This is a genomic window from Janthinobacterium sp. BJB446 (assembly GCF_002735655.1).
In the GTDB taxonomy this organism is placed as follows: Bacteria; Pseudomonadota; Gammaproteobacteria; order Burkholderiales; family Burkholderiaceae_D; genus Janthinobacterium; species Janthinobacterium lividum.
The window spans coordinates 666909-692589 of record NZ_PDZK01000001.1 but is presented as its reverse complement, the minus strand read 5'-3'; the positions used below and the strand labels follow the sequence as shown (position 1 = coordinate 692589).

The following is a 25681-nucleotide window of genomic DNA, read 5'->3' as shown; positions in this document are numbered from 1 at the left end:
ATTATAATGGAATCATGGCAACAGTGAAGGCAGCAGCCAACGTCAGGCAACGTAGAACAAAATGGCGATAAAATGACAGCTACTGCCGGCCAGCACGAACAGGTGCCAGATGCCGTGGCCATGGCGCAGCTTGTGGTCGGTGGCATAGAAAGCGATGCCGCCCGTGTAGCACAGGCCGCCCGCCACCAGCCACAGGAAGCCGTTCCACTCGAGCGCGGCCAGCAGCGGCTTGATGCCGATGACGATCAGCCAGCCCATGGCCACGTAAATCACCAGCGACAGGATGCGCGCGCCTTTCGCGTACACATATTCCTGCACGATGCCAAGCAGGGCCAGGCCCCACACGACGCCGAACAGCGACCAGCCCCAGGGCCCGCGCAGGGTCACCAGCATGAATGGCGTGTAGGTCCCCGCGATGAGCAGGTAGATGGCGCAGTGGTCGAGCCGCTGCAGCACGGCCTTGGCCTTGCCGCGCACGCTGTGGTACAGGGTGGAAGTGAGGTACAGGGTGAGCAGCATGGCCGCATACACGCTGCAGCTGACGATTTTCCAGGCATCGCCCGTGCGGGCCGCCACGACGATCAGGATGACGCCGCCGATGGCCGCCAGCGCGGCGCCCACCGTATGGGAAATGCTGTTGAAGCGTTCACCGTAATACATGCATCACCGCCTGCCGCGTTAAAGACAGGCTCATCGTACACGCTTGGGGACCAGGTGACGCAACTTCACCCCAATAGAAAGGCCGGGGTCGGACCCTGAGGGTCCGACCCCAGTACCTGCTTGGGGGGTGTCAATCAAGCTTCTTCCGCCTTCTTGCGCGCAGGACGGCGTGCCGGCGTCTTGCGCGGCGCCTTGGCTGGCTTGTCTTCGGCCACAACGGCCACTTCCACCGGCGCCACTTCAACGACAGGTGCGGCTTCCACCACGACGTCAGCCGCCTTCTTGGCCGGTTTCTTCGCCGCTGCCGCCTTGCGGGCCGGCGTGCGCGGCTTGGCCTTCGGTTTCGCTTCCACTACCGGTTCAGGTACAGGCTCAGGTACAGGCTCAGGCATGGTTTCGACCACCGGCGCCACCTCGACGGCGACAACTTCGGCACGCGCTTCACGCCCGCCATCGCCATTCTTGCGGCCACCGCGGCCATTGCGGCGCGAACCGCGCTTGGCGTTGCCTTCTTCCGTCGCCAGCTCGGCCACCGTTTCGGCGGCGGCTTCGGCCACTTCGTGCTGCACCTCCGGCTGCGGCGCCGGCGCATACTGCTCGACGACGACTGTTTCCGCGTCGGCCACCGGCACGAAAGCCTGTGGCGCGGACTCGCCGCGGCGTTGCTCGTTCTGCTTGCGGCCGCCACGGCCATTGCGGCGCGAATCGCGGCGGCTGCCGCCTTCGCGCTGATTGCCCTCTTCCGCCGTCACGCCCGTCTCGCCGGCGACGATGGCCTCGCCGGCGGCTTCCCCGTTCACGGCAGCGGGTACGGCCACCAGGCCGCTGCTACGGTAGACATAGGCGCCCGATTTTTCATCGCGGCCAAATTCCAGCAAGCCGCGCGTCTGCGCTTCTTCCAGCAGGTTGCCGAAGGTGCGGAAACCGTAATAGGATTCGCTGAAGTCGGGCTTGCGGCGCTTGATCGCTTCCTTCAGCATCGAGGCCCAGATCTTGCCGCTGTCGCCCCGTTCGGACACCAGCGCGTCGAAGGTTTCGACAGCCATCTCGATCGCTTCCGTCTTGCGCGACTCGTACTTTTCCTTGCGGCGCACTTCTTCGTCCGGCGAACGCTTGGCGGCCGCAGCCGGGCTTTCGCGCGCGTCGCGCTTTGCGGCCGTGCGGCGGCTCTCGCGCACCAGGTCATCGTAGAAAATGAATTCGTCGCAGTTGGCCACCAGCAGGTCGGAGGTCGACTGCTTGACGCCGACGCCGATCACCTGCTTGGCGTTTTCGCGCAGCTTCGACACGAGCGGCGAAAAATCGGAGTCGCCGCTGATGATGACGAAGGTGTTGACGTGGGCCTTGGTGTAGCACAGGTCCAGCGCATCGACCACCAGGCGGATGTCGGCCGAATTCTTGCCGGACTGGCGCACATGGGGAATTTCGATCAGCTCGAAGTTTGCCTCATGCATGGTGCCCTTGAAACTTTTATAACGGTCCCAGTCGCAATATGCCTTCTTGACAACGATGCTGCCCTTCAGCAGCAAGCGTTCGAGGATGGGCTTGATATCGAATTTTTCGTAATTTGCATCTCGCACGCCAAGCGCGACGTTCTCGAAGTCGCAAAATACGGCCATGCTGAGGTTTTCTGGGGATGACGCCATAAGGGTGAATTCTCGCTGATGATAAGGGCGGACGGGAAGCGCAACGCCTCCCTTTTCGCCTAGTATATTCGCCCATCCCCCGTTTCGGCGACAACTATCGTGCGCAGCCCGCCTATTGCGCACCGCCGGCGGCGCTCGCGCTGGCGCCGGCGACCGGCCAAACGACGCTTTCATCGACGGAATACAGCTGGCACGGCAGGCTGCTCCGGCGCTGGCACGAGGCCAGCGCGCGCACATCGGGGCTTTCACCCTCCTCGGCCCAGCCCCAGGCGCCGCTGGCCGACAGGGCAAAGGCGCGCGGCGCGGTTTTCTCCAGGAAGACGCGGTAGGCGGCGCGCCCCTGCTCTTCCAGATACGGCACGGCGGCGATATCGTCCTGCGGCGCGAAATGCGTGGCGGGCGGCGACGGCGCCTCGGCCACGCGATAGACCTGCCGCACCGGCATGCCGATCTTCCGCAGGAAGCGCTCGGTGGCGGGCAACCACACGGCCACGCCGTCGCGGCTGCCCAGGGTCAGGTGCGCGTCGCGCTTGAACGGACCATAGGCGAGCAATTGCGCCCGGCCGCCCGATCCGGTAAAGGAATTGAACAGCCGCCGCGCCAGGGCCGGCGAAAAATACGAGTCATTCGCGCCATACAGCCACAGGCTGGGAATGTGGTTGTAGGCGCCCATGGTGGCGAAGGACTTGGCCAGCGCCCCTTGCCAGTCGCAGCCGGGCATGTCGACGCGCAAGCCGCCGGAAAAATTGAGCACGCCGCGCACGCCGGGCAGCACCCGGGTGGCCAGCGCCAGTGCCGCCATGCCGCCATACGACTGGCCCGCGACGACGATGCGCTCCGGGTCGACCCAGCTCTGGCGGCGCGCATAGGCCAGCGCGGCCAGCACGTCGCGCGCCTGGCCCTGGGCGTTGCCCAGCATGTCGCAGCCGAAATCGCGGTAGGCGCCCGTGGAATGCGCAAAGCCGGCGCGCATGGGCAGCATCACCGCATAGCCGCGGCGCACGAATTCGGTCGCCATATAGATGAAGCGCTCGCGCGCCTGCAGCCGGGCCGGGCCGGCCTGCTTGCCATGATTCATCAGCAGCAGGGGAAACGGGCCGGTGCCGGCTGGACGGAACACCGTCGTTTCCAGCATCTCGCGCAAGCCGTCACCGGCCGGCACCATGATGACCTGCTCGTTCAGGCGCACATCGAGCGGCAGTGACGAATGGGCAAGCTGGGCTTTCAGGGGCAGGCAAGGCAGGCTGAGCAGAAAACCCAGAAAAAGAGGACGAAACAGGTGAAAAATGGCGGACTCCGTGGATGACTTCCCTGCCAGTCTAGGCAGCGAAATGCCACAGAACAATATAAAAAAATTACGTGATGCACCTATTTTTTGCCGCAACCGCCTGCAAGAAAAATTGTTGCCTTGCACCAACCACTTTTCCCGCTGACGGGAGTAAACTGGGCGCATTCTGAAGGAGTTGCCATGTCCATATCCGCCCTCGCCACCGGTACCTCGGGGCTGACCGCCAACCAGCGCGCGCTGGATGTGGCCGCCAACAATATCGCCAATGCGAACACGCCGGGCTTCCAGCCGCAACAAGCCGAGTTCCAGGAAGCCAGCCCGGCCGGCACGGGCGTCACCCTCTCCGTCGAAGGGCGCAAGCTGGCCGCCAGCGAAAGCGTCAGCGGCGCCAACGCGAATGCCGCCAAGGCGGCGGAAAGCCGGCCGAACGGCGTGGGCCTCGCGTCCGAGCTGACGGATAATCTCGTCTACAAGGCCGGTTTTAATTTATCGGCGAATGTCGTCAAGGCAGCCGACCAGGCCTTGGGCAGCCTGATCGACGTCAAGACCTGAGGCAGCAAACATCCACGGCGACTATCGACACGCTAGTCTGGTTTTTGCATTTCCAGCACCAAAGGCGCCATCGCCGGCGCAATCAGCGCCAGCAGCCGTTCGGCCGGAATGCCGTCGCGCGCCTGCACCGACAGGCCATGCAGCAAGGCCGCATAATAGTCGCCCAAAGCCTGCACGTCCGCCGCCCCTTTTAGTTCTCCCGCCAGCTGCGCCGCGCGCAGGCGTTCGATGACGGCTTGCGTGCGTGCGCGGCGGTGCTGCGCCAGCCAGTCGGCGATGCCCGCGTTTTCCGCGCTCGTATTCGTGGCGGCCGTGACCACCATGCAGCCTTGCGGCTGGCCGCTGCGCGTGTACAGCAGCACCGCTTCTTCCAGCATGCGCGCCACGGCGTCGCGCACATTCAGGCTGGCCGCCAGCGCATGCACGGCAAAAGCGCCCTCGCCCGTTTCATACAATTCCACGGCTTCGCGGAACAACTGTTCCTTCGAGCCGAACGCCGCATAGATGCGCGCCGAGGCGATGCCCAGCGCCGCCACCAGGTCGGCCATCGATACGCCTTCATAGCCGCGCGTCCAGAACGCGTCGCGCGCTTTTGCCAGCGCCAGCGCGCGGTCAAATTCCCTCGGTCTTCCTGCCATCTTGATCCTCTGCTTGCGAAGTGGCGGCCAGTATAACGCCTGGCGCCCACGGCGCGTTCCCGATTTATTTTGCATCACGGGCTTGACCGAAGGGAAAATCTCGCCTATTCTTTGTCGATTGACAAACAATAGGAGCCGATATGAAAACCATCCAAGGACCAAGCCTGCACCTGGCACAATTCGCCGCCGACACGGCGCCCTTCAACACCCTGCCCGCCATCGCCGAGTGGGCGGCCGGCATGGGCTTCAAGGCCCTGCAGATCCCCGCCTGGGATGCGCGCCTGTTCGACGTGGCGCAAGCGGCGCACAGCCAGCAATACTGCGACGATCTGGTCGCCATGCTGGCCAGCCATGGCCTCGTCATCAGCGAACTGACGACGCACATCCTCGGCCAGCTGGTGGCCGTGCACCCGGCCTACGACGCGCTGTGCGACAGCTTTGCGCCGGCACACCTGCACGGCCAGCCGGCGGCGCGCACCGAGTGGGCCATCGAGCAAGTGAAACTGGCGGCCATGGCATCGAAGCGCCTGGGCCTGACCGACATGGGCACGTTCTCCGGCTCGTTCGCCTGGCCCTACCTGTTCCCGTTCCCGCAGCGCCCGCCCGGCCTGATCGAGGCGGCCTTCGACGAACTGGCGCGCCGCTGGCTGCCCATCCTCGACGTGTGCGAAGAACAGGGCATCAACCTGTGCTACGAAATCCACCCGAGCGAAGACCTGCATGACGGCATCAGCTTCGAGATGTTCTACGAGCGCGTGGGCCGCCACCCGCGCTGCAAGATGCTGTTCGACCCGAGCCACTTCGTGCTGCAGCAGCTGAACTACCTGGAATTCATCGACATCTACAAGGACCATATCCGCATGTTCCATGTGAAGGATGCGGAATTCAATCCGACGGGGCGGCAAGGCATCTATGGCGGCTACCAGTCATGGGAAAACCGCGCCGGACGTTTCCGCTCGCTGGGCGACGGCCAGGTCGATTTCAAGGCGATCTTCTCGAAGATGGCGCAGAACGATTACGCGGGCTGGGCCACGCTGGAATGGGAATGCTGCCTGAAGGACCAGGAAGTGGGTGCACGCGAAGGCGTGGCCTTCATCAATGCCCACATCATTCCCGTGACCGACAAGATCTTCGACGACTTCGCCGGCGCCCCCGTCAGCGCGCAGCAGATCAATACCCTGCTCGGCATCGAGCACAACTAACAAGGAAACACCATGCATCAGAATCAAGACAGCTACACCCACGACTACGTCCGCATCGATGGCCAGCGCCTGCATTGCGTCATCGCCGGCGAAGGCAAACCCGTGCTGCTGATCCCCGGCTGGCCGCAAACCTGGTACGCCTGGCGCCACGTGATGGCGGCCCTGGCGGCCAACGGCTACCAGGCGATCGCCATCGATCCGCCCGGCAGCGGCCACTCGGAACGCCCGGCCGGCGGCTATGACACGGGCGCCGTTGCCGCCACCCTGCACCGCGCCATGCTGGCCCTGGGCCATGCGCAGTACGATGTCGTCGGCCACGACATCGGCATGTGGGTCGGCTATGCGCTGGCCAGCGATTTCCCGCAGGCCGTGACGAAACTGGCGCTGACGGAAGCCGTCATTCCAGGCCTGGCGCCGGCGCCGCCGATTTTTGTCGCGCCGTCCGACAACATCTTCCTGTGGCACTTCATGTTCAACCAGGTGCTCGATTTGCCGGAGATGCTCACGGCCGGCAAGGAACGCGAATACATCCGCTTCATCCTGGACCGCTGGTCGTACCGCCGCGACAAGGTGGCCGTCGATGTGTATGCGGACGCCTATGCCACGCCGGGCGCCCTGCGCGCCGGTTTCGCCTACTACCGCGCCATTCCGGAAACCATCCGGCAAAACCTCGAGCGGGCGAAAAAGAGCCTGGCCATGCCCGTGCTGGCCATCGGCGCCGACCATGCGACGAATGACGCGCCCCTGCTGACCATGCAGGGCAAGGCCGATATTTTGCAGGGCGCCATCGTCGCCGAATGTGGCCACTTCATCATGGAAGAACAGCCGGAAGCGTTCATCGCCCACCTGCTGCCCTTCCTGGCCGGAGCACCCGCATGAGCCTCGACCCGCTGATCGCCGTCTGGCTGGACGAGGGCAAGGATGCGCCGCAGCCCGCCTCGCTGGCGGACTTGCGCGCCGCCACGGAAACGGGCTTGCGCCAGCTGCACGGACCATTGGAAGACGTCGCGTCGATCAAGGACTACGTGCTGCCCGGCGAGCATGCGCTGACCGTGCGCGCCTATGTGCCTGCCGGCGCGGACACGGGCCAGCCCTTGCCCGCCATCGTCTTTGCGCATGGGGGAGGATGGTGTCTGTGCTCGCTGGACCTGTACGACAATCCGTGCCGCGCGCTGGCCAACGCCACCGGCTGCGTGGTCTTTTCCGTCGACTACCGGCTGGCGCCCGAGCACAAGTTCCCCGTGCCGCTGGAGGACTTTTACTCGGCACTGTGCTGGGTCGCGGACCATGCCGAGGCGCTGGGCATCGACGTGAAACGGCTGGCCGTGGGCGGCGACAGCGCGGGCGGCAACCTGGCGGCGGCAGCGGCCCTGATGGCCCGCGACCAGGCCGGTCCCGCGCTGGCGCACCAGCTGCTGCTGTACCCGGCGCTCGATTTCGCCTTCGACACGCCATCCTACCAGCGCTATGCGGAAGGCCATTCGCTGACACGGGAAGCCATGCGCTTTTGCTGGTCGGCCTACCTGAACGAGCCGGCTGATGGCGCGCAGCCCTACGCGGCGCCCCTGCGGGCCGCCTCGCTGAAGGACTTGCCGCCGGCGACCGTGCTCGTGTGCGAATACGACCCGCTGCATGACGAAGGCGAAGCCTATGCGCGGTATTTGCGCGACGACGGCGTGGCGGCGCAATGCGTGCAGCTCGACGGCATGATCCATGCGTCGATGCACATGCTGGGCTTGACGCCAGCGGCGCGCGGCCTGTTCGACGTGGCGGGCCAAGCCATGCGGCAAGCGCTGGCGGCATAAAAAAAACGCGCCGGGGATGGCTCCACGGCGCGTTTTTTCCATCAGCTGCGCGTCACTCCACCAGCTTGCGCACCTCGATGTGGTTCAACCACTTCACGTGGCGCGGACCCGTGCGGATATCCCTGGCCGAGATCAGGGCGATCTCGCCATCGCTCTCGTCAAGCGCCTTGCCGTTCTTCTCGTAGTAGACGATCACGCCCTCGCCGGCCGGCGCGTTATACAGCTCGGCCCAGGAAAACACCACCGCGTAACCATCGGTGGCCGTGGCGATGATGGCGAGCTTCTTGACGTCGTTGTGGCCCGGCGCGTCGAGCACCGCCTTGTCGAGGATATCGCGCAAGCGCACGCCCTTGTAACTGGTAATGGTCTCGGCCTTGTCGCCGTTATGGCGCGTGACGGCAAGCTCGCCGCCATTCGCCGGCGGCAGCTGGCGCAGGTCGGCCACTGTCAGGGTCAACGGCGTTGCCACCTTGCCCGTCACGGTCAGCGCATGGCTCATATGCTCGCGCGCCGGCGCCGGACCGGCCGATGCGGGCGCCGTCGCCAGCAGGGCGGCCGAAGCAAAACCAAGAAATATTTTCTTCAACATGCTGTGTCCTTTCATGGAACAATCAAAAAATCAGAACTGGTATTGCGCATTGGCCAGCCAGGTGCGCCCCGCGCTGGGGAAACCGTCGGCCAGCGCGTAGTTGCGGTCAGCCAGGTTGCTCACGCCCGCTTCCAGGGTCAAGGCCGGCAAGGGGCGGTACACGGCCTTCAGGTTGACGGTGGCAAAGCCGCCCAGTTCCAGGGTGTTCGAGACCCAGCGCCCGCTGTTCGCTTCCGCGATGGCCACCACATCGAGCTGGCGCGCCGCGTGCAGCACGGCATGCGCCGTCAGCTTGTGGCGCGGCACGTCCGTCAGGCGGATGGCGCGGTCGCTGACGTTCTTCATCTCCGTGTAGGTGTAATTGCCGCCCCAATCCAGCCACGCGCCGGCGCGGCCGCGCAAGCCCAGCTCCACGCCGCTGATATGCGCCCTGCCCGCGTTGCGCATCTGCGCGCGCACACCCGCCACATTCGCCACGCTCTGTATCTTGTCCTTCACGTCGCTATAGAACAGGGCGGCACCGAGCGCCAGCCCGCGCACGCTTGCCTGGTAGCCCACTTCATAATTAAGCGCTTCCTCGGCGCGCAGGTTCGGGTTTTCAATATAGGTGCCCAGGCGCTGCGAATAGCGGTCCTTCAGGGTCGGCAGGCGCGACTTGCGCGCCACCGTGGCGTACACCTTCGCATCAGGACTGGTCTTGTGGAACAGGCCCGCCTGCAGGTCGGTGGCCGATTGATTCTCCGGCAAGGTATACGCGTTGCCGGCGCTGTAGACGGTGTCCGGGCGCAGTGCGTTGCGCGACACGCCCAGCGACAGTTCCGTCGCCGCATTGAGGGCAATGCTGTCTTCCGCACCCAGGGTCCACAGGGCATCCTTGTACCAGGTGGTGCGCACGCCCTTGGCATCGAGTTCCTGGTGTTCGTCGGCCTTGTAGCTGGCCACAAAGCGCAGGCTGTGCGCGGCAAGGCGGAACGATTCGAGTTCCACCGCGCCGCCGTTCGTGCGGTCGTTATAGATGCTGCGCCCGCCGCTGACGCTGCCCTGGCCGCTGGTTTTCAGGGTCGCGTAGCTGCCGTTCGTGTAGGAGGTGATTTCATTGTCATAGCTGTCGTGGTACAGGCGCAGTTTCAGGCGCTCGGCGTCGCCCAGGCGCGTCTGCGAGACGAAGTACACGCTTTCCTTGTTCCAGTACGGCCATTGCCAATAGCGCGCGCCGACGGGATTCGTCGATGGCGGCTGGCCCTTCTCGCCATGCTGCTTGTAGTAGCTGAGCGCATATTCATCGCCCGCCCGCGCACCATCGGGCGTCAGGCCCACCTTGAACGAGAATTTATGGTCCTTGCGGTAGGCGTTGTTACGCGTGCCGCCATCTTCCGTGGCCGTCGGGCGGAAATCGGACGACAGGGGAAAGCCGTCGCTGTCGATGTACGACACGCCCGCCTGCAGATACCACAGGCCCTGGTTCGTGCCCACGTTGGCCGACACCTGGCGCTCGCTGCCCGAGCCGAAACCGATGGACGTATCGCCTTCCAGCCGCGCGGACGGTTTGCGCGACACCAGGTTGATGGCGCCGCCCAAGGTATTGGCCCCATAGGCCACGGAGCTGAAACCCTTGGCCACCTGGATGGCGGCCAGGTCGCTGGTGGTGAAGCGGTTGAAATCGACATAGCCGTCATACGGCACGTAGACGGGAATGCCGTCGATGTACAGCGGCACCTGGCGCGAGTCGAAGCCGCGGATGGCGACGGTTTTCTCATTGCGCGCATTGGTCGACAGCGACACGCCGGACAGCAAATTCAGAGCATCGCCCACGTTGTCGCGGTTGAAGCGGCGCATCTCGGCGCGGCTCACTTGCGCCCCCACCTGCTGTTCCATCTGCCCTGCCTGCTCGCGCTGGCCGATCACCGTCACCGTGCCCAGCACGAACGGCGCCGCCTCGTCCTTGCCGGCGATTTGCTGCGCCCGCGCCGTCTGTGCCATGTGCGCCAGCGCCAGCATCACGGCACCTGCCAATACCTGTTTCAACATCGTTTCGATCTTTCTACTGTCGTTATATAGAGTCTCATATAGCGATACTCAAAAAAGCGGCCACTCTTGCGGCGGCCGTCACCCAACAGCGCAATATACAGACGTATATAACGAGGCTCAAGCGACAAGCGCCAAAACGCCTGCGCAGGTCAATTTTCCGAGAAAAATTCATGCAGCGCAGCATTTCGCTGTGCGAACGAATGTTTCACAAAATGGTTGACACGCCGATTTTGGCTAGGCAAACTGATTTCCAGGGAGCCTGAAAATGAATGCAAATATGATAAATATTCAGACCGCAGCAGATCCGGAACTCATCGTCTTCAGCGACGAGGAGGAAGGCAAGGACCGCCAGTTCGTCAACGCGCTGGCGCGCGGGCTGGAAGTACTGCGCTGCTTTCGCCCCGGCGAAGTATTCCTGTCGAATGCGGACATGGCCAGGCGCACGGGCATCCCGAAACCGACGATTTCGCGCCTCACCTACACCCTCACCAAACTCGGCTACCTGAATTATTCGGACAGCCTGGGCAAGTACCAGCTGGGCGCCGGCGTGCTGGCCCTCGGTTACCGCATGCTGTCGAACCTCGATGTGCGCAAGATGGCGCGCCCGCTGATGGAAGAACTGGCCGAGCATGCGCAGGCCTCCGTTTCGCTGGGCACGCGCGACCGTCTCAGCATGGTGTACGTGGAAACGTGCCGCAGCAGCGCCAACGTCACCCTGCGCCTCGACGTCGGTTCGCGCATCCCCCTGATGACGACGGCCATGGGCAAGGCCCTGCTGTGCATCCTGCCGCAGGCCGAACGCGACTACCTGATGGACCATGCGCGCGTGCACGAGACGGAACGCTGGCCGCGCATCAAGGCCGGTATCGAACAAGGCTTCAAGGATTACCAGGACCGGGGCTTTTGCATCTCGGCCGGCGAGTGGCAGAACGACGTGCATGCCGTGGGCGTGCCCATGCTGGGTGCCGATGGCGAACAGGTGATGGCCTTCAATTGCGGCGGCCCCGCCTTCCTGCTGTCGCGCGAAAAACTCGAATCGGACCTGGGACCGCGCCTGGTCGCCCTGGTCAAGACAGTGGAAAAAAACCTGGGCCGCGGTTAGACTGCGCGCCCCCTCTCAATATCGCCTCCGAGGACCCTGATGATACGCGACGAAGAAACCCTGAACATCCTGCTCGACAGCATCGCCCGTTTCGTGCGCGAAGTGCTGGTGCCGAACGAGGCGCTGGTGGCCGAAACGGATACGATCCCGCCCGCCATCGTGGCGCAGATGCGCGAACTGGGCCTGTTCGGCCTGTCCATCCCGGAAGCCTACGGCGGCCTGGAACTGAGCATGGAAGAGGAAGTCAGGGTCGCTTTCGAAATCGCCCGCACCTCGCCCGCCTTCCGCTCGCTGATCGGCACGAACAACGGCATCGGTTCGCAAGGCATTGTTATCGACGGTACGGAAGCGCAAAAACAATACTATCTGCCCAAGCTGGCGGCGGGCGAGATCATCGGCTCGTTCGCCCTGACGGAAGCGGGATCGGGCTCCGACGCGGCGTCCCTGCGCACGACGGCCGTGCGCGACGGCGACTTTTACATCCTCAATGGCAGCAAGCGCTATATCACCAACGCGCCAGAAGCGAGCATCTTTACCGTCATGGCGCGCACGGATCCCGTCAAGCGGGGCGCCTCGGCGATTTCCGCCTTCATCGTGGAAAAGGACACGCCCGGCCTCTCGCTGGGCAAGATTGATAAAAAAATGGGCCAGCAAGGCGCACATACCTGCGACGTCATCTTTGAAAACTGCCGTGTGCCGGCCGCGAACATCATCGGCGGCAAGGAAGGCGTGGGCTTCAAGACGGCCATGAAAGTGCTCGACAAGGGCCGGCTGCACATCGCCGCCGTCTGCGTGGGCGCGGCCGAGCGCATGCTGGCCGACGCCCTCGCGTATGCGATGGAGCGCCAGCAGTTCGGCCAGCCCATCGCGGAATTCCAGCTGATCCAGGCCATGCTGGCCGACAGCAAGGCGGAGATTTACGCGGCGCGCAGCATGGTGCTCGACGCGGCGCGCCGGCGCGACAACAAGGAAGACATTTCGACGGAAGCGTCGTGCTGCAAGCTGTTCGCCTCCGAAATGTGCGGCAGGGTCGCTGACCGCTCCGTGCAGATCCACGGCGGCGCCGGCTACATCAGCGAATACGCGGCCGAGCGTTTCTACCGCGACGTGCGCCTGTTCCGCATTTACGAGGGCACGACGCAGATCCAGCAGATCGTCATCGCCCGCAACATGATCAAGGCAGCGCAAAAGTGAAGGAGGCCGCGATGGACATCCCCACCCTGCTGGCCGGCTTGCCGGCGCGCCTGTCGGCCATCCCTGCCTACTGGGCCGCGCGCGCGCCGGACGCGCCGGCGCTGCATGAAGGTGGCCGCAGCTGGACCTACGCGCAGCTGCAGCAGAGCGTGGAAAGTGCAGCGCAGCTGCTGCGCAACCTCGACGTGCGCGCCGGCGACCGCCTGATGGTGGTGGGAGAGAATGGCGCGCTGCAGGTGGCGCTGATCTTCGCGGCCGCCGGCATCGATGCGTGGATCGTCAACGTCAATGCCCGTCTGTCGGCGCGCGAGATCGATACCATCGCCGCGCACAGTTCCGCGCGGCGTGTGCTGTTCCTGGCAGGCGCCTCGCCGGAAGCGGCCGCGCATGCGGCGCGGCGCGGCGCCCGCCCTGTCACCGTCGATGGCATGGGCGAGCTGCTGGCCGGCGAATTGAACGACGCCGCCATCGCGGAAGACACGGTTCCCGGCAACGAACAGGTGGCCGCGCTGATCTACACGACGGGCACGACAGGCCAGTCAAAAGGCGTGATGCTCACGCACCGCAACCTGCTGTTCATCGCCGCCGTCTCCAGCACATTGCGGGGCCTGACGCGCAGCGACCGCGCGTATGGCGTGCTGCCGATTTCGCACGTGTACGGCCTGGCCTCGGTGGCACTGGGCACCCTGTATGCGGGCGCCGCGCTGTATCTGGTGCCGCGCTTTTCCGTCGATGGCCTGCTCTCGGCCTTGAAAGACGATGGCTTGACCATCGTGCAGGGCGTGCCCGCCATGTACGCCAAGCTGCTGCAAACCCTGGGCGGCGCCGATACGCCGCTGCCCACGCGGCTGCGCTTTGCGTATGCGGGCGGCTCGCCGCTGGCGCCATCGCTCAAGCGCGACGTGGAAAAGCTGCTGGGTACCGCGCTGCACAATGGCTACGGCATGACGGAAAGCGCGCCCACCATCAGCCAGACCCGCCTGGAAGCGCCGCGACGCGACGATTCCGTCGGCATGCCGATCCCGGGCGTGGAAGTGCGCGTGGTGGACCTGGCCGGTACGGACGTGACGCCGGGCGAGCCGGGAGAATTGTGGATACGCGGGCCGAACGTCATGGCCGGCTATTACCGCGAACCGGCCATGACGGCGGCCACCATGCGCGACGGCGGCTGGCTCAATACGGGCGACATGGCGCGCCAGGATCCAGACGGCGCGCTGTTCATCGTGGGACGCACCAAGGAATTGATCATCCGCTCCGGCTTCAATGTGTATCCGCTGGAAGTGGAAACGGCGCTGAACGCCCACCCTTCGGTGGTGCAGTCGGCCGTAGTGGGGCGCACCCTCGCCGATGGCAACGAGGACGTCATCGCCTACGTGGAACTGGACCCGCGCCAGCCCGCCAGCATGGCAGAATTGCAGGCATGGCTGGCACAGACCCTGTCGCCGTACAAGTGCCCATCCGCCATCATCGTCATGGAAGCGCTGCCAGCGGCCGCCACGGGCAAGATTTTAAAGGGGCAGCTGCGGCAAATGGCGCAGAATGCACGATAAGTTGACCATGCTGTACCAGACAAGACAATAAAACCAAGCCACATCACCGGAGGAGACACGATGAAACGCACCTATACACGCATCGCCATGGCAGCACTGGTTGCCAGCGCCTGGATGGCACAGGCCAGCGCCGACGAATTTCTGGTCGGCGCGGAAATCCCGCTGACGGGCAACCTGGCGCGGGTCGGCGCAGGCATGCAGGAAGGGATCATGGTCGCGGCCGAGGTATTCAACAAGACCAACGGCAAGCACACCATCAAGATCATCACCGTCGACGACGAATCGGCGCCCGCCAAGGCCATCGCCGCCGTGGAAAAGCTGGCCAGCCAGGGTGTGGTGGCCATCACGGGCGGCTATGGCTCGAACAATATCTCGCCCGCCTCGGACACGGCGAATAAACTGGGCCTCGTCTACATCACCTCGGGCGGCGTGGACGACAGCCTGGTGTCCAGCGGGCGCAAGAATTTTTTCCGCATCAATAACACGGCCGGCTACGAAAAAGCCATGCTGGGACTGCTGCAGGATGTGGGCGCCAAGTCTGTCTCCATCGTGTATTCGACCAAGGACGCCACCACGGGCCTGGCGAAAGACGTGGAAAAGGCCCTGGCCGCCAAAGGCGTAAAAGTGACGACGCACTCGTTCGACCCGGCCATTACCGACTTCAAGCCCATCATCAACAAGATCAAGCTGCAGGATAAATCGGAAGTGGTGGCCATGGTCGGCTACGAAAACGATTACGTGGGCATCATCCGCGCCGCCCGCGTCCTGAAGCCGAAGATCAAGGCCATGGTGGGCGTGTGGTCGCTGGCCACGCCGAAAATGGCGGCCGACTTCCCCGACCTGATGCCGAACGTGTTCGGCACGGCCCTGCTGCCCTTCCCCACGGAATTCAAGACGGCCGACGGCAAGGCCTTCAGCGACGCCTACAAGCAGTTGTACAAGAAGGAGCCCGACTACCTGGGCCAGTTCGGCTATGTGCAATCGATGCTGCTGTTCGAAGCCATCGCGCGCGCGGCCGACAAGGGCACGCTCAAGAAAGGCGGCGTGGCCGAGGAAATGCGCAAGACGGACCGTGAAACCCTGATCGGCCGGGTGCAGTTCGCCGCCAATGGCGACAACCAGAATTTCGTGCACCGCATGGCGCAGCACCAGGACAAGAAAGTGGTGATCGTCTGGCCGAAGGAACACGCCACGGGCAAGCTGGCCTATCCAGCCCTGCCCTGGTAGGCAGCCTCCCGCTGCACACGCGCACGCCTGCCAGGCGTGCACCGATGAACGGCGGTCCTGGTGCATCTTCGCGATGCGCCAGGAAAGCCTGACGGGATGACGACATGACAGAATTAATCTTGCAAGCCTTGTATTCTGGCTTGCTGCAGGGCGGCTCCTACGCCCTGATCGCACTGGGACTGGCGCTGGTCTTCGGCACCATGAAAGTGATCAACCTGGCGCACGGCGAGCTGGTGCTGCTGGCCGCCTACATCGCCTACAGCGTGGAGTCGGGCCTGGGCCTGGGGCCCATGTTCGCCATTCCCATCGCGCTGGTGATCGTCAGCCTCACATCCGTGGGCGTGTACCTGATCGTCAGCCGCATCAAGAAAGACCGCGAAATCAATTCGCTGATCCTCACCTATGGCATCGGCGTCATCCTCACCAATTTCATCCTGCTCGTATGGAAGGCGGACATCCGGTCGACCTCGTCGAGCTGGCTGCAGGAAGGCATCGAGATCGGTCCGTTTTTCAGCATGCGCAGCGAAGTGATTTTCTTTGGCGTCAGCCTGGTGCTGATGGCGGCCCTGTGGCGCTGGCTGTCCACCAGCTGGTATGGCCGCGCCGTGCGCGCCGTCTCCAGCAACCGCGACGCGGCCAAGCTGATGGGCATCGACCCGGGCCGCACGGAACTGGTTTCCTTTTTAGTCGCCGGCATCCTGGCTGCGTTTGCCGGCGTCGCCCTGTTCAGCTATGGCGTGATCCAGCCTGCCTACGGCGGCGCGCTGACGGTGAAAGCCTTCATCATCACGGTCCTCGCCGGCATCGGCTCGATACCCGGCGTGCTGCTCGCCGCCGTGCTGCTGGGCGTGGCCGAAGCGCTGACCGTCACCCTGGCCAGCTCCGCGCTGCAGGAATTGTCCGGCATGGTGCTGTTCCTGCTGGTGCTGTTCATCATGCCGAACGGCCTGTTCGGCGCACAACGGAGGCGCGGATGAGCCGTACTTCACTGATGTCCACGGCGGCCCTGCTGCTGGCCGCCTATATCGCCGTGCCGCTGGCCCTGGGCGGCAACCAGTATGTGATGAGCATGGTGGTGGCGGCCCTGATCATCGGCGGCGTGGCCATGTCCTGGGCCCTGCTGGGTAACCTGGGCGGCATGGTCAGCTTCGGCCATGCGGCCTTCTTCGGCGTGGGCGCATATGTCTCCGCCCTCGCTACCGTGAAACTGGGCTTGCCCGTGTTTGCCGCCATGCTGCTGGGCGGCGTGGGCGCGGCCATCGCCGCCGTCATCATGCTGCCCGTGCTGCGCCTGCGCGGGCCGTATTTTGCGCTGGCCATCCTCGCCTACGCCCACATCTTCCGTATCCTGGCCACGGAATGGAGTTCCGTGACGGGCGGCGCCGGCGGCATCAACAACATCCCGACCTTGCCCACCGTCCTCGGCTTCGATTTGGCCAGCAAGACGGGCGCCTACCTGGTGGTGCTGACCCTGGTGGTGGCGTGCGCGTTTGCCTACAGCCGCATCCGCGCCAGCCACTACGGCATCGCCCTGCGCGCCATGCACGACAGCGAAGACGCCACGCGCGTCGTCGGCGTCAACAGCACTTTGCTGAAAGGCGCCATGCTGCTCGTGTCGGCCTTCATGGCGGGCCTGTTCGGCGCCTTCAACGCCCACTACATCAACTTCCTGGAGCCGGACTACGCCTTCAACAGCCTGTGGGTGACGTTGCCGATCGTGGCGGCCATCTTCGGCGGCTACCGCACCATCCTCGGCCCCGTGCTGGGCGCCGTGGTGGTCTACCTGGTCGACCAGCTGATTTTCAAATCGCTGATTCCCACGGGCCACCAGCTGGTGCTGGGCGTGCTGCTGGTGGCGATGATCGTCTTCAGTCCGAACGGCCTGCTGCCGCTGCTACGCAAGGCGTTCAAAGCGAAGGAGAAACAACATGCTTGAACTCGATAATGTCTGCGTGCGCTTCGGCGGCCTGACGGCCGTCGATTCCGTCACCCTGAACGTGGGCAGCCACGACGTGATCGGCCTGGTGGGCGCGAATGGCGCCGGCAAGACCACCCTGTTCAACGCGATCTCCGGCCTGGTGCGCCCCACCAGCGGCAGCATCCGCTTCGAGGGGCGCGACATCATGGCCACGCCCATGTACCAGCGCGCCCGCCTGGGGCTGGGCCGCACCTTCCAGATTCCGCAACCGATGCATGAATTGACGGTGCGCGAAAACCTCATCGTGGCGCAGCGCTTCGGCACCGGCAAGGTGGACCCGCGCAAGATCGATGAAATCCTCGACTTCACCAGCCTGGCGGACAAGGCCGGGCGCGACGCGGCCAGCGAACTGGCGCTGACGGAACTCAAGGCGCTGGAAGTGGCCAAGGCGCTGGCCACCAATCCAAAGCTGCTGCTGCTCGACGAAGTGCTGGCCGGCCTGGAAACGAACGGCAAGCGCCGCTTCATGGGCATGCTGAAGGACTTGCACGCGGCCTTTGGCGTGGGCATCGTCATGATCGAGCACGACATCGAAACCATCAGCAATCTGTGCCAGCGCGTGGCCGTGCTCAATTTTGGCCAGCTGATCGCCGACGGCACGCCCGATGCCGTGTTCCGCGATCCGGCCGTCATCGAAAGCTATACGGGAGCCGCGCATGCCTGAAACGATGCTTGACATAAGTAAACTGCGCGCCGGCTATGGCGCCATCAATGTGCTGTGGGATGTATCGCTGTCGATCCAGAAGGGCAAGCTGACCACCATCATCGGCCCGAATGGGGCCGGCAAGACCACCCTGCTGCGCGCCATCATGGGTTTGCTGCCCGTGGGCGCGGGCAGCATCGCGCTCGATGGCGTGGCCATCAACGGCACGCCCACGTGGAAGATGAGCGACGCGAGGGTCACCATGATCCCCGAGGGCCGCATGACATTTCGCGACATGAGCGTGGAAGAAAACCTGATCATGGGCGCGTTTCCGAAAGAGCACCGCAGCCACATGCCGGCGCGCCTGGCCGAAGCCTACGCCATGTTCCCGCGCCTGCACGAACGGCGCAAGCAGCTGGCCGGATCACTGTCCGGCGGCGAGGCGCAGATGCTGGCGATGGCGCGGGGCTTGATGTCCGACCCGTCGCTATTGATCATCGACGAACCATCGCTGGGCCTGGCGCCGCTGGTGGTCAACGAGCTGTTCGAGATCCTCGCGCGCCTGAACGACGGCCGGCGCACCATCATCCTCGTCGAACAGAACACGGCGCGTGCCGTGGGCGTGGCCGATCACGTCTACCTGATGCAAAGCGGCAAAGTAGCGCTGTCGCAGGCGGCTTCCGAGGTCGATCTCGATCACCTGCACGAACTCTATTTTGCGCGCTGAGCGATATCCGCCGCATGCCCATCGTGACGGCCTGCGGCCGTCACTCCTCGTCGTCCTCGTCGGCCAGCTTGTCGAACACCTGCAGCTCGGCCTTGCTCAATCCCGTCATCACGAAGGGATCGTCGGCAGGAAAGCGGCCAGTATCGACCAGCATGCGCAGCTTGCTCAAGCGATCTCCCAGCGACAGCGCTCGCGCCTGCGGATCGGCATCGGCTTGGGCATCGACGCCGGCATGCCCGATCGCGCGGGTCACGGACTCGGGAAACTCCCATAACTCGGCGATCCGTACCGACAGGATGCGCGCTTGCACAAACACCTGGGCAATGAAGGCGTCCGATTGCGGAAAGGCATCGGGCGCATGCATCTGGTCGATCAGCCGGAATGCCACCACCAGGCCGACATTGGCCATCAGTCCCGCCAGATAGGCATCGAAGGCGTTGGCCTGCATGGCCGGTGCGACCAGGTTGGCCGCCAGCGCGCATTTCTCGGACTGGCGCCAGATCAGCGGCGCCGTGCGTATGGTCAGGCCGCCGCTCTGCATGCTGACGATGGGACGGAAGGCGACGCGGGCGAGCAGCATGCGCATGCCGTTTTGCCCCAGCAGCATGATGGCGCCTTCCATGTTGTTGATCGACGGGCTGGCGTTGTAGCGCGAATGGTAGCGTGGCCGGTTCGCTTCGCGGTAGACCTCGGCGACCAGCAGCACGTCCTGGGCCAGTTGGCGCGACAGCTCGGCCGCGCTCATGTTTTCATTTTGCAAGGTACGCATCAACTGCGGAATGATGGCCGGAATGCGCGGCACCAGCGCGGCGCCGGCGACCGGTTCACTGGCCAGGCGCGTCAATTCATCCAGCATCTGCTGTTCGGCCTGCTTTGTCGCCTGCGTCGCACCCGCGGCCGCCAGCCAGCGGTAGTAGATGGCATCGATTTCGGTGATGGTGGCTGGCTGCCGTGCCATCTCGGGTGCCGCCCCTGCCGTGGCTGGCGCGAGCTTGTTTTTTTCGTCGCCGCCGTTCAGTAATTTTCCTATCCAACCCATTGCTATTCCAGCCTTATATGCATCACTATCGCGACATCCGCTGCGCGATTTTACTTGATGACAGCCGTGCCGGTGCGGCGGGCGTGGCCGGCTTGGTCCACCTGCCGCAAAGTGCTACAGTGGCGCTCTGGCAGTTCCCCCTCTTTGCAAGGTACATCATGAGCAACATGCTGGCCCAGTACGTCACCAGCCAGGCGTACAACAACGCCTGGGCCAACCACCGCCTGCTGAAAGCCTGCGGCGAGCTAAGTCTGGCCGAATTTCAGGCCACGCGCGTCAGTTTTTTCCCCACCATCCAGTCCACCCTGAACCACATCCTCACATGCGACTGGTTTTATCTCGATGCGCTCGAACGCGAGCTGCGCGGCGAAGCGCCCCATGCCGACTGCTATGTCTTCTTTGAACAGGATGAGCCATTTACCGACTGCGCCACGCTGCAGGCGGCACAGCATGCAGCCGACGCGCGTCTGATCGCCCATTGCCGCAGGCTGTGCGACGCGGACCTGGCGCGGCCCGTGACGATCCTGCGCGACACGCCGCAAGTCGACACGCGCCAGCGCATGCTGTCGCATCTGTTCCAGCACCAGATCCACCACCGGGGGCAAGTGCACGCCATGCTGGCCGGCACGCGCATCGCACCGCCGCAGCTCGACGAATTCTATTGCGCCGGCGAAGCGGACGAGCGGGCGCAGGATTTTGCGGAGCTGGGCTGGACAGAGGAAGATATCTGGGGCCAGCGCTGAACTATTCCTCGGTGTGGCAGCACACGCACAGCTTGTTGCCGTCGAGGTCGCGGAAGTAGGCGCCATAGTAATGGGCGTGGTAATGGGGCCGCAAGCCGGGCGGCCCTTCGCACGCGGCGCCCAGCGCCAGCACGGCCTGGTGGCAGCGGTCCACCTGGGCGCGGCTGGCCGCCAGCAGGGCCGTCATCTGTCCATTGCCGGGCGCGGCCGGCAAGCCGTCATGCGGCGCCGTCAACACGAACAAGGGACGCGGCGCGTCGTGCGCCATCCAGCCTGCCCATGGCTTGACGGGGTCATGAAATTTCTCGATCAAACCGAGTTCTCCCAGCAGAGCCGTGTAGAAGGCGTAGGCGCGGGGAAAGTCGTTGGTTCCCAGGCAGATATGGGACAGCATGCTGCTCCTTCATGAATTCAGATGTGCGGCGAAATGCGCCAGCTGATTATAATGGCGCATCGCTTTCCGACACGCTCCCATGCCAGACCTCGACCGCCTTCAGCTACACCCGCCGGCCAGCAGCGACCTTCCCGCTTTGCTGGCCTTCGAACTGGAAAACCGCGCGTATTTTGAAAACTGGGTCACGGCGCGCGCGCCATCCTACTACCACCTGGAAGCCATCGCCGCCGCCATCGAGCAGGCGCAGCGCGAGCGCCAGCAAGACCTCGCTTACCAGTACCTGGCAAAACTGGACGGGCAAATCATCGGCCGGGTCAATCTGACGGCCGTCACGCGCCCCTATTTCAACAAGGCAACGCTCGGCTACCGCATCGGCGAACGGTTCGGCGGACGCGGCTACGCCACGCGCGTGGTCGCCCTGCTGCTGGAAGAAGCGTTCGGCACACTGGAACTGTGGCGCCTGGAAGCGACGGCGCGGCCGCAAAACCTGGGCTCGGTCGCCGTCATGCGGCGCAACGGCTTTCACCAGTATGGCCGCTCGGAAAAAGCCATGCGCTTCCAGGATGCCTGGTCGGACCTGCTGTATTTTGAACGGCGCAACACGCAAACCATGGCTGGTGGCGCTTGGTGAGCTGTGGGATGGCATGCACGACAAGCGCCTGCATCGCTGAAGCCGGCGTAGTGATGCGTGCACGCAACAGCGGTACGCCATCCCCGCCATTCACCTGCGCATTGGTGGCCGCATTGGCGCCATTTAAGACTGGCTTCAGCCTCGCCGTGCATCGTGAATAGGTCGCCAGCAGCAATGGCGACTCCCTTCACCATCACGGGCACAGCCCAGCGAAAGAGCCGACATGAGCACATGGATGCGCGCCAACAAAGGTTTTTTGATGTTCCTCCTGCTGTTCGGCGTGTTCCGCACGGCCGTGGCGGACTGGAATCCGATACCGTCGGCGTCCATGCGCCCCAACCTGCTCGAAGGCGACGTGGTTTTCGTCAACCGCCTGGCCTTCAACCTGAAAGTGCCGCTCACCGATATCGTGCTGCAGCGCCTGGGCGAACCGCAGCGGGGCGATATCGTCACCTTTTCTTCACCAAAAGACGGCACGCGCCTGATCAAGCGCATCATCGCCCTGCCCGGCGACACGGTGGAAATGCGCAATGAGCAGCTGGTCATCAATGGCCAGCCTGCCCAGTACACGGCGCTCGACACGGCGCCGGAAACCATCGCCCACGTGGGCCAGTTGACGGCCCAGCGCATCAGCGAACGCAACCAGACCGAGCAGCACCGCATCCAGGTCTTGCCGCAAATCGCTGGCGCGCGGCGCAGCTTTGCCCCCGTGACGGTGCCGGCCGACCATTTTCTCATGCTGGGCGATAACCGCGACAACAGCGCCGACTCGCGCTATTTCGGCTTCGTGCCCCGTGCATTGCTGATCGGCAAGGCCGAGCGCATCCTCGTCTCGGCCAATATCGAGGAACATTGGCAGCCGCGGCTGCAGCGCTTCGGCATGAAACTGGAGTAAATATCGCCCTTGCAACGGCGCCCTGCTTTTCGGTTAGCATGGCGCATCATGCAAAATTTTTCCTTCGCCAGCCAGCAGCCAGCCAGCAGCCACCACGCCCTCGATCAGCTGGCGCAGTTCCTGCAACGCCATCCCGACGTGCTGCTGCTGACGGGCGCCGGCATCAGCACGGCGTCCGGCATTCCCGACTACCGCGACACGGAGGGCGTGCGGCGCGGCAACGCGCCCGTGCAAGGTCCCGATTTTCGCCGCCAGGAAGCCGTGCGCCGCCGCTACTGGGCGCGCAGCATGGTGGGCTGGCCGACCCTGGCGCGGGCCGTGCCGAATCCCGGTCACCTGGCCATCGCGCAACTGGCCCGGCGCCAGAGAATAGGCGGCCTGGTCACGCAAAATGTGGATGGCCTGCATCAGCAAGCGGGCAGTCCGGCCGTCACGGAGTTGCACGGCAGCATACATGGCGTCGTGTGCCTCGATTGCCATACCCGCCACACGCGCCGCCTGATCCAGGATCAGCTCGAACGCGACAATCCGCAGTTGCTGGGCGCCACGGCCACGCCGGCGCCCGATGGCGATGCCTTGCTGGAACCAATGCAACTGGCCACCTTCCACGTGCCCGCCTGCCCCCGCTGCGGCGGCACCCTGCAGCCGGACGTGGTGTTTTTCGGCGATGGCGTGCCCGCCGCCTGCGCGGCCGAAGCCGAGCGCAAGATGATGGCAGCTGGCGCCCTGCTGGTGGTGGGTTCATCCGTCATGGTGTATTCCAGCTTTCGCCTGTGCCGCATGGCGGCCGAAACGGGCAAGCCCGTGGCCGCCATCAACCTGGGCAAGACGCGCGCCGACCATTTGCTGGCATTCAAGACCGAAGCGCCGGCACAGGACATCCTGCCGCTGGTCGCGGCCATGCTCGATTGATGGCGCCCCCGCCGTTGCCACGGGAATCGGCACGCATGCTGGCCGGTGCCGGCATCGCCGTGCTGCTGCATGTGCTGCTATGGCAAGTGCTGCGTTCAAACAAGCTTCCGGCACCACCGTTGCTGCCACAGCGCAGCACCCAACTGCTGTTGCTGGCCCCCGTGACGCCGCCCGCGCAACCCCTGCCGCCAGCAATCTCAAAAAGCCAGGCACGGCCCCGGCATACGGTAGCCATCACGCCCGCGCCGGTGTCCGCAGCAATGCCCGCACCCGCTGCCGCTGGCGACGTGGCAGCCGCATTGCCGCCTCCCGCTGCGCTCGACCTTGACGCCTTGAAACGCCAGGCCAGGGAAGCGGCACGCCAGACTGGCCCATCCATCACCGGGCCAGCACTGACGTCCAGCGACAGGACGGCGCAAGCCATCGCCAGCGCCGCGCGGCCCAAATGCGACAACGATTACAAGCCGCGGCTGGGCAATGTGGAATTCGCCGGCCTGACCAAGCTGCCCTTCCTGCTGAAAGGCGCAACGGGCGACAGCGGCTGCAAATGGTGACGCGTGCTTGCCGCTCTGCTATTCCAGCCGCCTGCCACTCTGGCTATACTGTGAGATTAACGAGGAGAATTCATGCTGGAACTGTTGAGTGAACACGCCTGTTTTGGCGGCGTACAACGCTTTTATCGCCACGACGCGCAAGCCATCGGCTTGCCCATGCGTTTCTCGGCCTTCATTCCCGACACGGCGCCAGGCGCCACGGTCAGCACCAAACGTCCCGCCCTGTTTTACCTGGCCGGCCTGACCTGCACGGAAGAAACCTTCATGATCAAGGGCGGCGCGCAGCGCGTGGCGGCAGAAGAAGGACTCATCCTGATCGCTCCCGATACCAGCCCCCGTGGCGCGAACATCGCGGGCGAGAGCGCATCCTGGGATTTCGGCGTGGGCGCGGGCTTTTACGTGGACGCCACCGAGGCGCCGTGGAGCAGCCACTACCGCATGTACAGCTACATCCTGGAATTGCGCGCCCTGCTGGAGCAGGAACTGGCGATCGATGCGCAACGCACGGGCATCTTCGGCCATTCGATGGGCGGCCATGGCGCACTGGTGCTGGCCTTGCGCAACCCGGAACTGTTCCGCTCCGTCTCCGCCTTCGCCCCCATCGCCGCACCGAGCCAATGTCCATGGGGCAAGAAAGCGTTCACAGGCTACCTGGGCAGCGATGCAGCCAGCTGGCAGCAGTACGACGCCAGCGCGCTGATGCGCGGCCGGCAGGGGCAGCCAGCATCATTTCCCGATGGCATCTTGATCGACCAGGGCCTGGCCGACAAATTCCTGCCCGAGCAACTGTACCCCGAAGTCTTCGAAGCGGCGTGCCGCGACGCCGGCCAGCCTGTGCAGCTACGCCGCCATGCCGGCTATGACCACGGCTATTACTTCATCGCCAGCTTCATGGAAGAGCATGTGCGCTTCCATGCGAAGAACCTGCGCGCCGCCTGATCTGCCACGCTACTGCGACGTGCTGGTATGCCCGTTGAAATGGCGCGTGTACCAATCCGTGGCCAGCAAGGCCGCCTGGTGGCGCGTGTCGGGGCCGCCGGGTGCGGCGATCTGTTCCAGTTGTTTGTCGCAGCGCAAGGTGGCGAACGCCATGCGGTTCAGGCCAGCCACGTCGGGATCGCGCCCGCCCACGATCAGCAACGATGGCACGCGCACATTTTCCAGCGCCGCCTTGCCCGCCATTTCCACCTGGCCATCGCACACGGCCAGCGCTGCGATTTCCGCGCTGCGCCAGGCCGCCAGTTGCATGACGACGGCCGCGCTGGTGCCATAGCCATACAAGCCGCAGGGCAAGCGCCGCGTGGACGCGTCCATCTGCAGCCAGCCCAGGGCTTTTTCCAGCTGGCGCGCCAGCAGCACGATATCGCTGCGCACGAAATACGCGTGGCCATTGCTGCCGCCGCCAGGCCCGACGCCGCCCTGGTCGAAGCGCAGGGTGGCAATGCCCGCTCGCAAGAAATCCTGGGAAGTGGCGTGGCTGGAGGCGCCCAGGTAGTCGCTGTCGGCGCCTGCGCCGTGGGCAAACAGGACGATGCCGACCGGCCGCTCGGGCATTTCAAGCACGCCATCCAGTTGAAGTTCATCGGCCGTAATGCTGACAAATTGTTCTTGCATGGTTGCCTCCGCAATCGAGCTGGGATCAAGCTAAAGCTGAAGTCGAGCTGTGCGCTGATTTTACGCTGAT

The 25681-nt window shown here is 64.5% G+C and carries 27 protein-coding genes; 18 read left to right on the top strand and 9 right to left on the bottom strand.

Annotation, left to right across the window (positions count from 1 at the left end; genetic code table 11):
* Positions 1 to 42 precede the first annotated feature (42 nt).
* The 3 genes from trhA to CSQ92_RS03165 form a co-directional block, all read right to left on the bottom strand.
* Positions 43 to 660 (bottom strand): PAQR family membrane homeostasis protein TrhA, encoded by a 618-nt coding sequence (gene trhA, locus CSQ92_RS03175; RefSeq protein WP_034782847.1) that lies wholly within the window; start codon positions 658 to 660, stop codon positions 43 to 45.
* Between the two features lie 134 nt (positions 661 to 794).
* Positions 795 to 2306 (bottom strand): NYN domain-containing protein, encoded by a 1512-nt coding sequence (locus CSQ92_RS03170; protein WP_257219110.1) that lies wholly within the window; start codon positions 2304 to 2306, stop codon positions 795 to 797.
* Positions 2307 to 2418: 112 nt separating this feature from the next.
* Complete coding sequence (locus tag CSQ92_RS03165) at positions 2419 to 3495, bottom strand: dienelactone hydrolase family protein (RefSeq protein WP_257219109.1); 1077 nt, start codon at positions 3493 to 3495, stop codon at positions 2419 to 2421.
* 279 nt (positions 3496 to 3774) lie between these two features.
* Here CSQ92_RS03165 and CSQ92_RS03160 point away from each other — a divergent pair, with 279 nt between their 5' ends.
* Positions 3775 to 4146, top strand: coding sequence for a flagellar basal body protein (locus tag CSQ92_RS03160; RefSeq protein ID WP_099393218.1), 372 nt, complete (start codon positions 3775 to 3777; stop codon positions 4144 to 4146).
* A gap of 32 nt (positions 4147 to 4178) precedes the next feature.
* Here the strand turns inward: CSQ92_RS03160 and CSQ92_RS03155 are convergent, their stop codons facing one another.
* The gene (locus tag CSQ92_RS03155; protein WP_099393217.1) at positions 4179 to 4784 is read right to left on the bottom strand and encodes a TetR/AcrR family transcriptional regulator; all 606 of its coding nucleotides are present in this window, start codon (positions 4782 to 4784) and stop codon (positions 4179 to 4181) included.
* Positions 4785 to 4924: 140 nt separating this feature from the next.
* Between CSQ92_RS03155 and CSQ92_RS03150 the strand changes: the two genes are divergently transcribed.
* From CSQ92_RS03150 to CSQ92_RS03140, 3 genes are read left to right on the top strand one after another with little or no spacing between them, the layout of a single operon-like run.
* On the top strand, positions 4925 to 5986 hold the full coding sequence (locus CSQ92_RS03150; RefSeq protein ID WP_070259049.1) for a sugar phosphate isomerase/epimerase family protein: 1062 nt from the start codon (positions 4925 to 4927) through the stop codon (positions 5984 to 5986).
* 12 nt (positions 5987 to 5998) lie between these two features.
* The gene (locus CSQ92_RS03145; protein WP_092610583.1) at positions 5999 to 6865 is read left to right on the top strand and encodes an alpha/beta fold hydrolase; all 867 of its coding nucleotides are present in this window, start codon (positions 5999 to 6001) and stop codon (positions 6863 to 6865) included.
* The gene (locus CSQ92_RS03140; protein WP_099393216.1) at positions 6862 to 7791 is read left to right on the top strand and encodes an alpha/beta hydrolase; all 930 of its coding nucleotides are present in this window, start codon (positions 6862 to 6864) and stop codon (positions 7789 to 7791) included. Before CSQ92_RS03145 ends, CSQ92_RS03140 begins: the two co-directional genes overlap by 4 nt.
* Before the next feature lie 52 nt (positions 7792 to 7843).
* On the opposite strand, the gene CSQ92_RS03135 is transcribed toward CSQ92_RS03140, so the two are convergent.
* Both CSQ92_RS03135 and CSQ92_RS03130 read right to left on the bottom strand, forming a co-directional pair.
* Positions 7844 to 8380: a molybdopterin-dependent oxidoreductase gene (locus tag CSQ92_RS03135; protein ID WP_180276918.1), complete on the bottom strand. Its 537-nt coding sequence runs from the start codon at positions 8378 to 8380 to the stop codon at positions 7844 to 7846.
* A gap of 30 nt (positions 8381 to 8410) precedes the next feature.
* Positions 8411 to 10408 carry a TonB-dependent receptor plug domain-containing protein gene (locus tag CSQ92_RS03130; protein ID WP_099393214.1) on the bottom strand — a complete coding sequence of 666 codons (1998 nt, stop codon included), beginning with the start codon at positions 10406 to 10408 and terminating at the stop codon, positions 8411 to 8413.
* A 277-nt stretch (positions 10409 to 10685) separates the two neighbouring features.
* Between CSQ92_RS03130 and CSQ92_RS03125 the strand changes: the two genes are divergently transcribed.
* The 8 genes from CSQ92_RS03125 (at position 10686) to CSQ92_RS03090 (ending at position 18829) form a co-directional block, all read left to right on the top strand.
* Complete coding sequence (locus CSQ92_RS03125) at positions 10686 to 11510, top strand: IclR family transcriptional regulator (RefSeq protein WP_099393213.1); 825 nt, start codon at positions 10686 to 10688, stop codon at positions 11508 to 11510.
* 39 nt (positions 11511 to 11549) lie between these two features.
* Positions 11550 to 12704: an acyl-CoA dehydrogenase family protein gene (locus CSQ92_RS03120; RefSeq protein ID WP_034782861.1), complete on the top strand. Its 1155-nt coding sequence runs from the start codon at positions 11550 to 11552 to the stop codon at positions 12702 to 12704.
* Positions 12705 to 12715: 11 nt separating this feature from the next.
* The gene (locus CSQ92_RS03115) at positions 12716 to 14254 is read left to right on the top strand and encodes a class I adenylate-forming enzyme family protein (RefSeq protein ID WP_099393212.1); all 1539 of its coding nucleotides are present in this window, start codon (positions 12716 to 12718) and stop codon (positions 14252 to 14254) included.
* A 60-nt stretch (positions 14255 to 14314) separates the two neighbouring features.
* Entirely contained in the window at positions 14315 to 15481 is a 1167-nt protein-coding gene (locus CSQ92_RS03110) for an ABC transporter substrate-binding protein (RefSeq protein WP_034782864.1), read from the top strand.
* A gap of 104 nt (positions 15482 to 15585) precedes the next feature.
* Positions 15586 to 16458 carry a branched-chain amino acid ABC transporter permease gene (locus tag CSQ92_RS03105; RefSeq protein WP_034757323.1) on the top strand — a complete coding sequence of 291 codons (873 nt, stop codon included), beginning with the start codon at positions 15586 to 15588 and terminating at the stop codon, positions 16456 to 16458.
* Complete coding sequence (locus CSQ92_RS03100) at positions 16455 to 17417, top strand: branched-chain amino acid ABC transporter permease (RefSeq protein ID WP_099393211.1); 963 nt, start codon at positions 16455 to 16457, stop codon at positions 17415 to 17417. The genes CSQ92_RS03105 and CSQ92_RS03100 overlap by 4 nt, the downstream gene beginning before the upstream one ends.
* Positions 17410 to 18123 (top strand): ABC transporter ATP-binding protein, encoded by a 714-nt coding sequence (locus CSQ92_RS03095; RefSeq protein ID WP_099393210.1) that lies wholly within the window; start codon positions 17410 to 17412, stop codon positions 18121 to 18123. The genes CSQ92_RS03100 and CSQ92_RS03095 overlap by 8 nt, the downstream gene beginning before the upstream one ends.
* Positions 18124 to 18127: 4 nt before the next feature.
* Positions 18128 to 18829 (top strand): ABC transporter ATP-binding protein, encoded by a 702-nt coding sequence (locus tag CSQ92_RS03090; RefSeq protein ID WP_034782870.1) that lies wholly within the window; start codon positions 18128 to 18130, stop codon positions 18827 to 18829.
* 40 nt (positions 18830 to 18869) lie between these two features.
* Here CSQ92_RS03090 and CSQ92_RS03085 read toward each other — a convergent pair whose 3' ends face one another.
* The gene (locus CSQ92_RS03085; protein WP_099393209.1) at positions 18870 to 19868 is read right to left on the bottom strand and encodes an HDOD domain-containing protein; all 999 of its coding nucleotides are present in this window, start codon (positions 19866 to 19868) and stop codon (positions 18870 to 18872) included.
* A 158-nt stretch (positions 19869 to 20026) separates the two neighbouring features.
* Between CSQ92_RS03085 and CSQ92_RS03080 the strand changes: the two genes are divergently transcribed.
* Complete coding sequence (locus tag CSQ92_RS03080; protein ID WP_099393208.1) at positions 20027 to 20611, top strand: DinB family protein; 585 nt, start codon at positions 20027 to 20029, stop codon at positions 20609 to 20611.
* 1 nt (position 20612) lies between these two features.
* On the opposite strand, the gene CSQ92_RS03075 is transcribed toward CSQ92_RS03080, so the two are convergent.
* Positions 20613 to 21005 carry a VOC family protein gene (locus CSQ92_RS03075; protein ID WP_099393207.1) on the bottom strand — a complete coding sequence of 131 codons (393 nt, stop codon included), beginning with the start codon at positions 21003 to 21005 and terminating at the stop codon, positions 20613 to 20615.
* Positions 21006 to 21084: 79 nt separating this feature from the next.
* On the opposite strand from CSQ92_RS03075, the gene CSQ92_RS03070 reads away from it, so the two are divergent.
* From CSQ92_RS03070 to fghA, 5 genes are all read left to right on the top strand, one after another.
* Positions 21085 to 21636 carry a GNAT family N-acetyltransferase gene (locus CSQ92_RS03070; RefSeq protein ID WP_099393206.1) on the top strand — a complete coding sequence of 184 codons (552 nt, stop codon included), beginning with the start codon at positions 21085 to 21087 and terminating at the stop codon, positions 21634 to 21636.
* A 223-nt stretch (positions 21637 to 21859) separates the two neighbouring features.
* Positions 21860 to 22531, top strand: coding sequence for a signal peptidase I (lepB, locus tag CSQ92_RS03065; protein ID WP_034782876.1), 672 nt, complete (start codon positions 21860 to 21862; stop codon positions 22529 to 22531).
* Between the two features lie 48 nt (positions 22532 to 22579).
* Entirely contained in the window at positions 22580 to 23443 is an 864-nt protein-coding gene (locus CSQ92_RS03060; RefSeq protein WP_099393205.1) for an NAD-dependent protein deacetylase, read from the top strand.
* Positions 23443 to 23997: a hypothetical protein gene (locus tag CSQ92_RS03055; RefSeq protein WP_099393204.1), complete on the top strand. Its 555-nt coding sequence runs from the start codon at positions 23443 to 23445 to the stop codon at positions 23995 to 23997. Before CSQ92_RS03060 ends, CSQ92_RS03055 begins: the two co-directional genes overlap by 1 nt.
* A gap of 72 nt (positions 23998 to 24069) precedes the next feature.
* On the top strand, positions 24070 to 24936 hold the full coding sequence (gene fghA / locus CSQ92_RS03050) for an S-formylglutathione hydrolase (protein WP_099393203.1): 867 nt from the start codon (positions 24070 to 24072) through the stop codon (positions 24934 to 24936).
* Positions 24937 to 24945: 9 nt separating this feature from the next.
* Here fghA and CSQ92_RS03045 read toward each other — a convergent pair whose 3' ends face one another.
* Positions 24946 to 25611, bottom strand: a complete 666-nt coding sequence (locus CSQ92_RS03045; protein WP_052140159.1) for a dienelactone hydrolase family protein — start codon at positions 25609 to 25611, stop codon at positions 24946 to 24948.
* Positions 25612 to 25681 lie beyond the last annotated feature (70 nt).

Excerpts from the sequence above, each read along its gene's own strand:
- trhA (WP_034782847.1), bottom strand. The coding sequence starts at position 660 with ATGTATTACGGTGAACGCTTCAACAGCATTTCCCATACGGTGGGCGCC.
- CSQ92_RS03170 (WP_257219110.1), bottom strand. The coding sequence starts at position 2,306 with ATGGCGTCATCCCCAGAAAACCTCAGCATGGCCGTATTTTGCGACTTC.
- CSQ92_RS03160 (WP_099393218.1), top strand. The coding sequence starts at position 3,775 with ATGTCCATATCCGCCCTCGCCACCGGTACCTCGGGGCTGACCGCCAAC.
- CSQ92_RS03155 (WP_099393217.1), bottom strand. The coding sequence starts at position 4,784 with ATGGCAGGAAGACCGAGGGAATTTGACCGCGCGCTGGCGCTGGCAAAA.
- CSQ92_RS03150 (WP_070259049.1), top strand. The coding sequence starts at position 4,925 with ATGAAAACCATCCAAGGACCAAGCCTGCACCTGGCACAATTCGCCGCC.
- CSQ92_RS03145 (WP_092610583.1), top strand. The coding sequence starts at position 5,999 with ATGCATCAGAATCAAGACAGCTACACCCACGACTACGTCCGCATCGAT.
- CSQ92_RS03140 (WP_099393216.1), top strand. The coding sequence starts at position 6,862 with ATGAGCCTCGACCCGCTGATCGCCGTCTGGCTGGACGAGGGCAAGGAT.
- CSQ92_RS03135 (WP_180276918.1), bottom strand. The coding sequence starts at position 8,380 with ATGTTGAAGAAAATATTTCTTGGTTTTGCTTCGGCCGCCCTGCTGGCG.
- CSQ92_RS03130 (WP_099393214.1), bottom strand. The coding sequence starts at position 10,408 with ATGTTGAAACAGGTATTGGCAGGTGCCGTGATGCTGGCGCTGGCGCAC.
- CSQ92_RS03125 (WP_099393213.1), top strand. The coding sequence starts at position 10,686 with ATGATAAATATTCAGACCGCAGCAGATCCGGAACTCATCGTCTTCAGC.
- CSQ92_RS03120 (WP_034782861.1), top strand. The coding sequence starts at position 11,550 with ATGATACGCGACGAAGAAACCCTGAACATCCTGCTCGACAGCATCGCC.
- CSQ92_RS03115 (WP_099393212.1), top strand. The coding sequence starts at position 12,716 with ATGGACATCCCCACCCTGCTGGCCGGCTTGCCGGCGCGCCTGTCGGCC.
- CSQ92_RS03110 (WP_034782864.1), top strand. The coding sequence starts at position 14,315 with ATGAAACGCACCTATACACGCATCGCCATGGCAGCACTGGTTGCCAGC.
- CSQ92_RS03105 (WP_034757323.1), top strand. The coding sequence starts at position 15,586 with ATGACAGAATTAATCTTGCAAGCCTTGTATTCTGGCTTGCTGCAGGGC.
- CSQ92_RS03100 (WP_099393211.1), top strand. The coding sequence starts at position 16,455 with ATGAGCCGTACTTCACTGATGTCCACGGCGGCCCTGCTGCTGGCCGCC.
- CSQ92_RS03095 (WP_099393210.1), top strand. The coding sequence starts at position 17,410 with ATGCTTGAACTCGATAATGTCTGCGTGCGCTTCGGCGGCCTGACGGCC.
- CSQ92_RS03090 (WP_034782870.1), top strand. The coding sequence starts at position 18,128 with ATGCTTGACATAAGTAAACTGCGCGCCGGCTATGGCGCCATCAATGTG.
- CSQ92_RS03085 (WP_099393209.1), bottom strand. The coding sequence starts at position 19,868 with ATGGGTTGGATAGGAAAATTACTGAACGGCGGCGACGAAAAAAACAAG.
- CSQ92_RS03080 (WP_099393208.1), top strand. The coding sequence starts at position 20,027 with ATGAGCAACATGCTGGCCCAGTACGTCACCAGCCAGGCGTACAACAAC.
- CSQ92_RS03075 (WP_099393207.1), bottom strand. The coding sequence starts at position 21,005 with ATGCTGTCCCATATCTGCCTGGGAACCAACGACTTTCCCCGCGCCTAC.
- CSQ92_RS03070 (WP_099393206.1), top strand. The coding sequence starts at position 21,085 with ATGCCAGACCTCGACCGCCTTCAGCTACACCCGCCGGCCAGCAGCGAC.
- lepB (WP_034782876.1), top strand. The coding sequence starts at position 21,860 with ATGAGCACATGGATGCGCGCCAACAAAGGTTTTTTGATGTTCCTCCTG.
- CSQ92_RS03060 (WP_099393205.1), top strand. The coding sequence starts at position 22,580 with ATGCAAAATTTTTCCTTCGCCAGCCAGCAGCCAGCCAGCAGCCACCAC.
- CSQ92_RS03055 (WP_099393204.1), top strand. The coding sequence starts at position 23,443 with ATGGCGCCCCCGCCGTTGCCACGGGAATCGGCACGCATGCTGGCCGGT.
- fghA (WP_099393203.1), top strand. The coding sequence starts at position 24,070 with ATGCTGGAACTGTTGAGTGAACACGCCTGTTTTGGCGGCGTACAACGC.
- CSQ92_RS03045 (WP_052140159.1), bottom strand. The coding sequence starts at position 25,611 with ATGCAAGAACAATTTGTCAGCATTACGGCCGATGAACTTCAACTGGAT.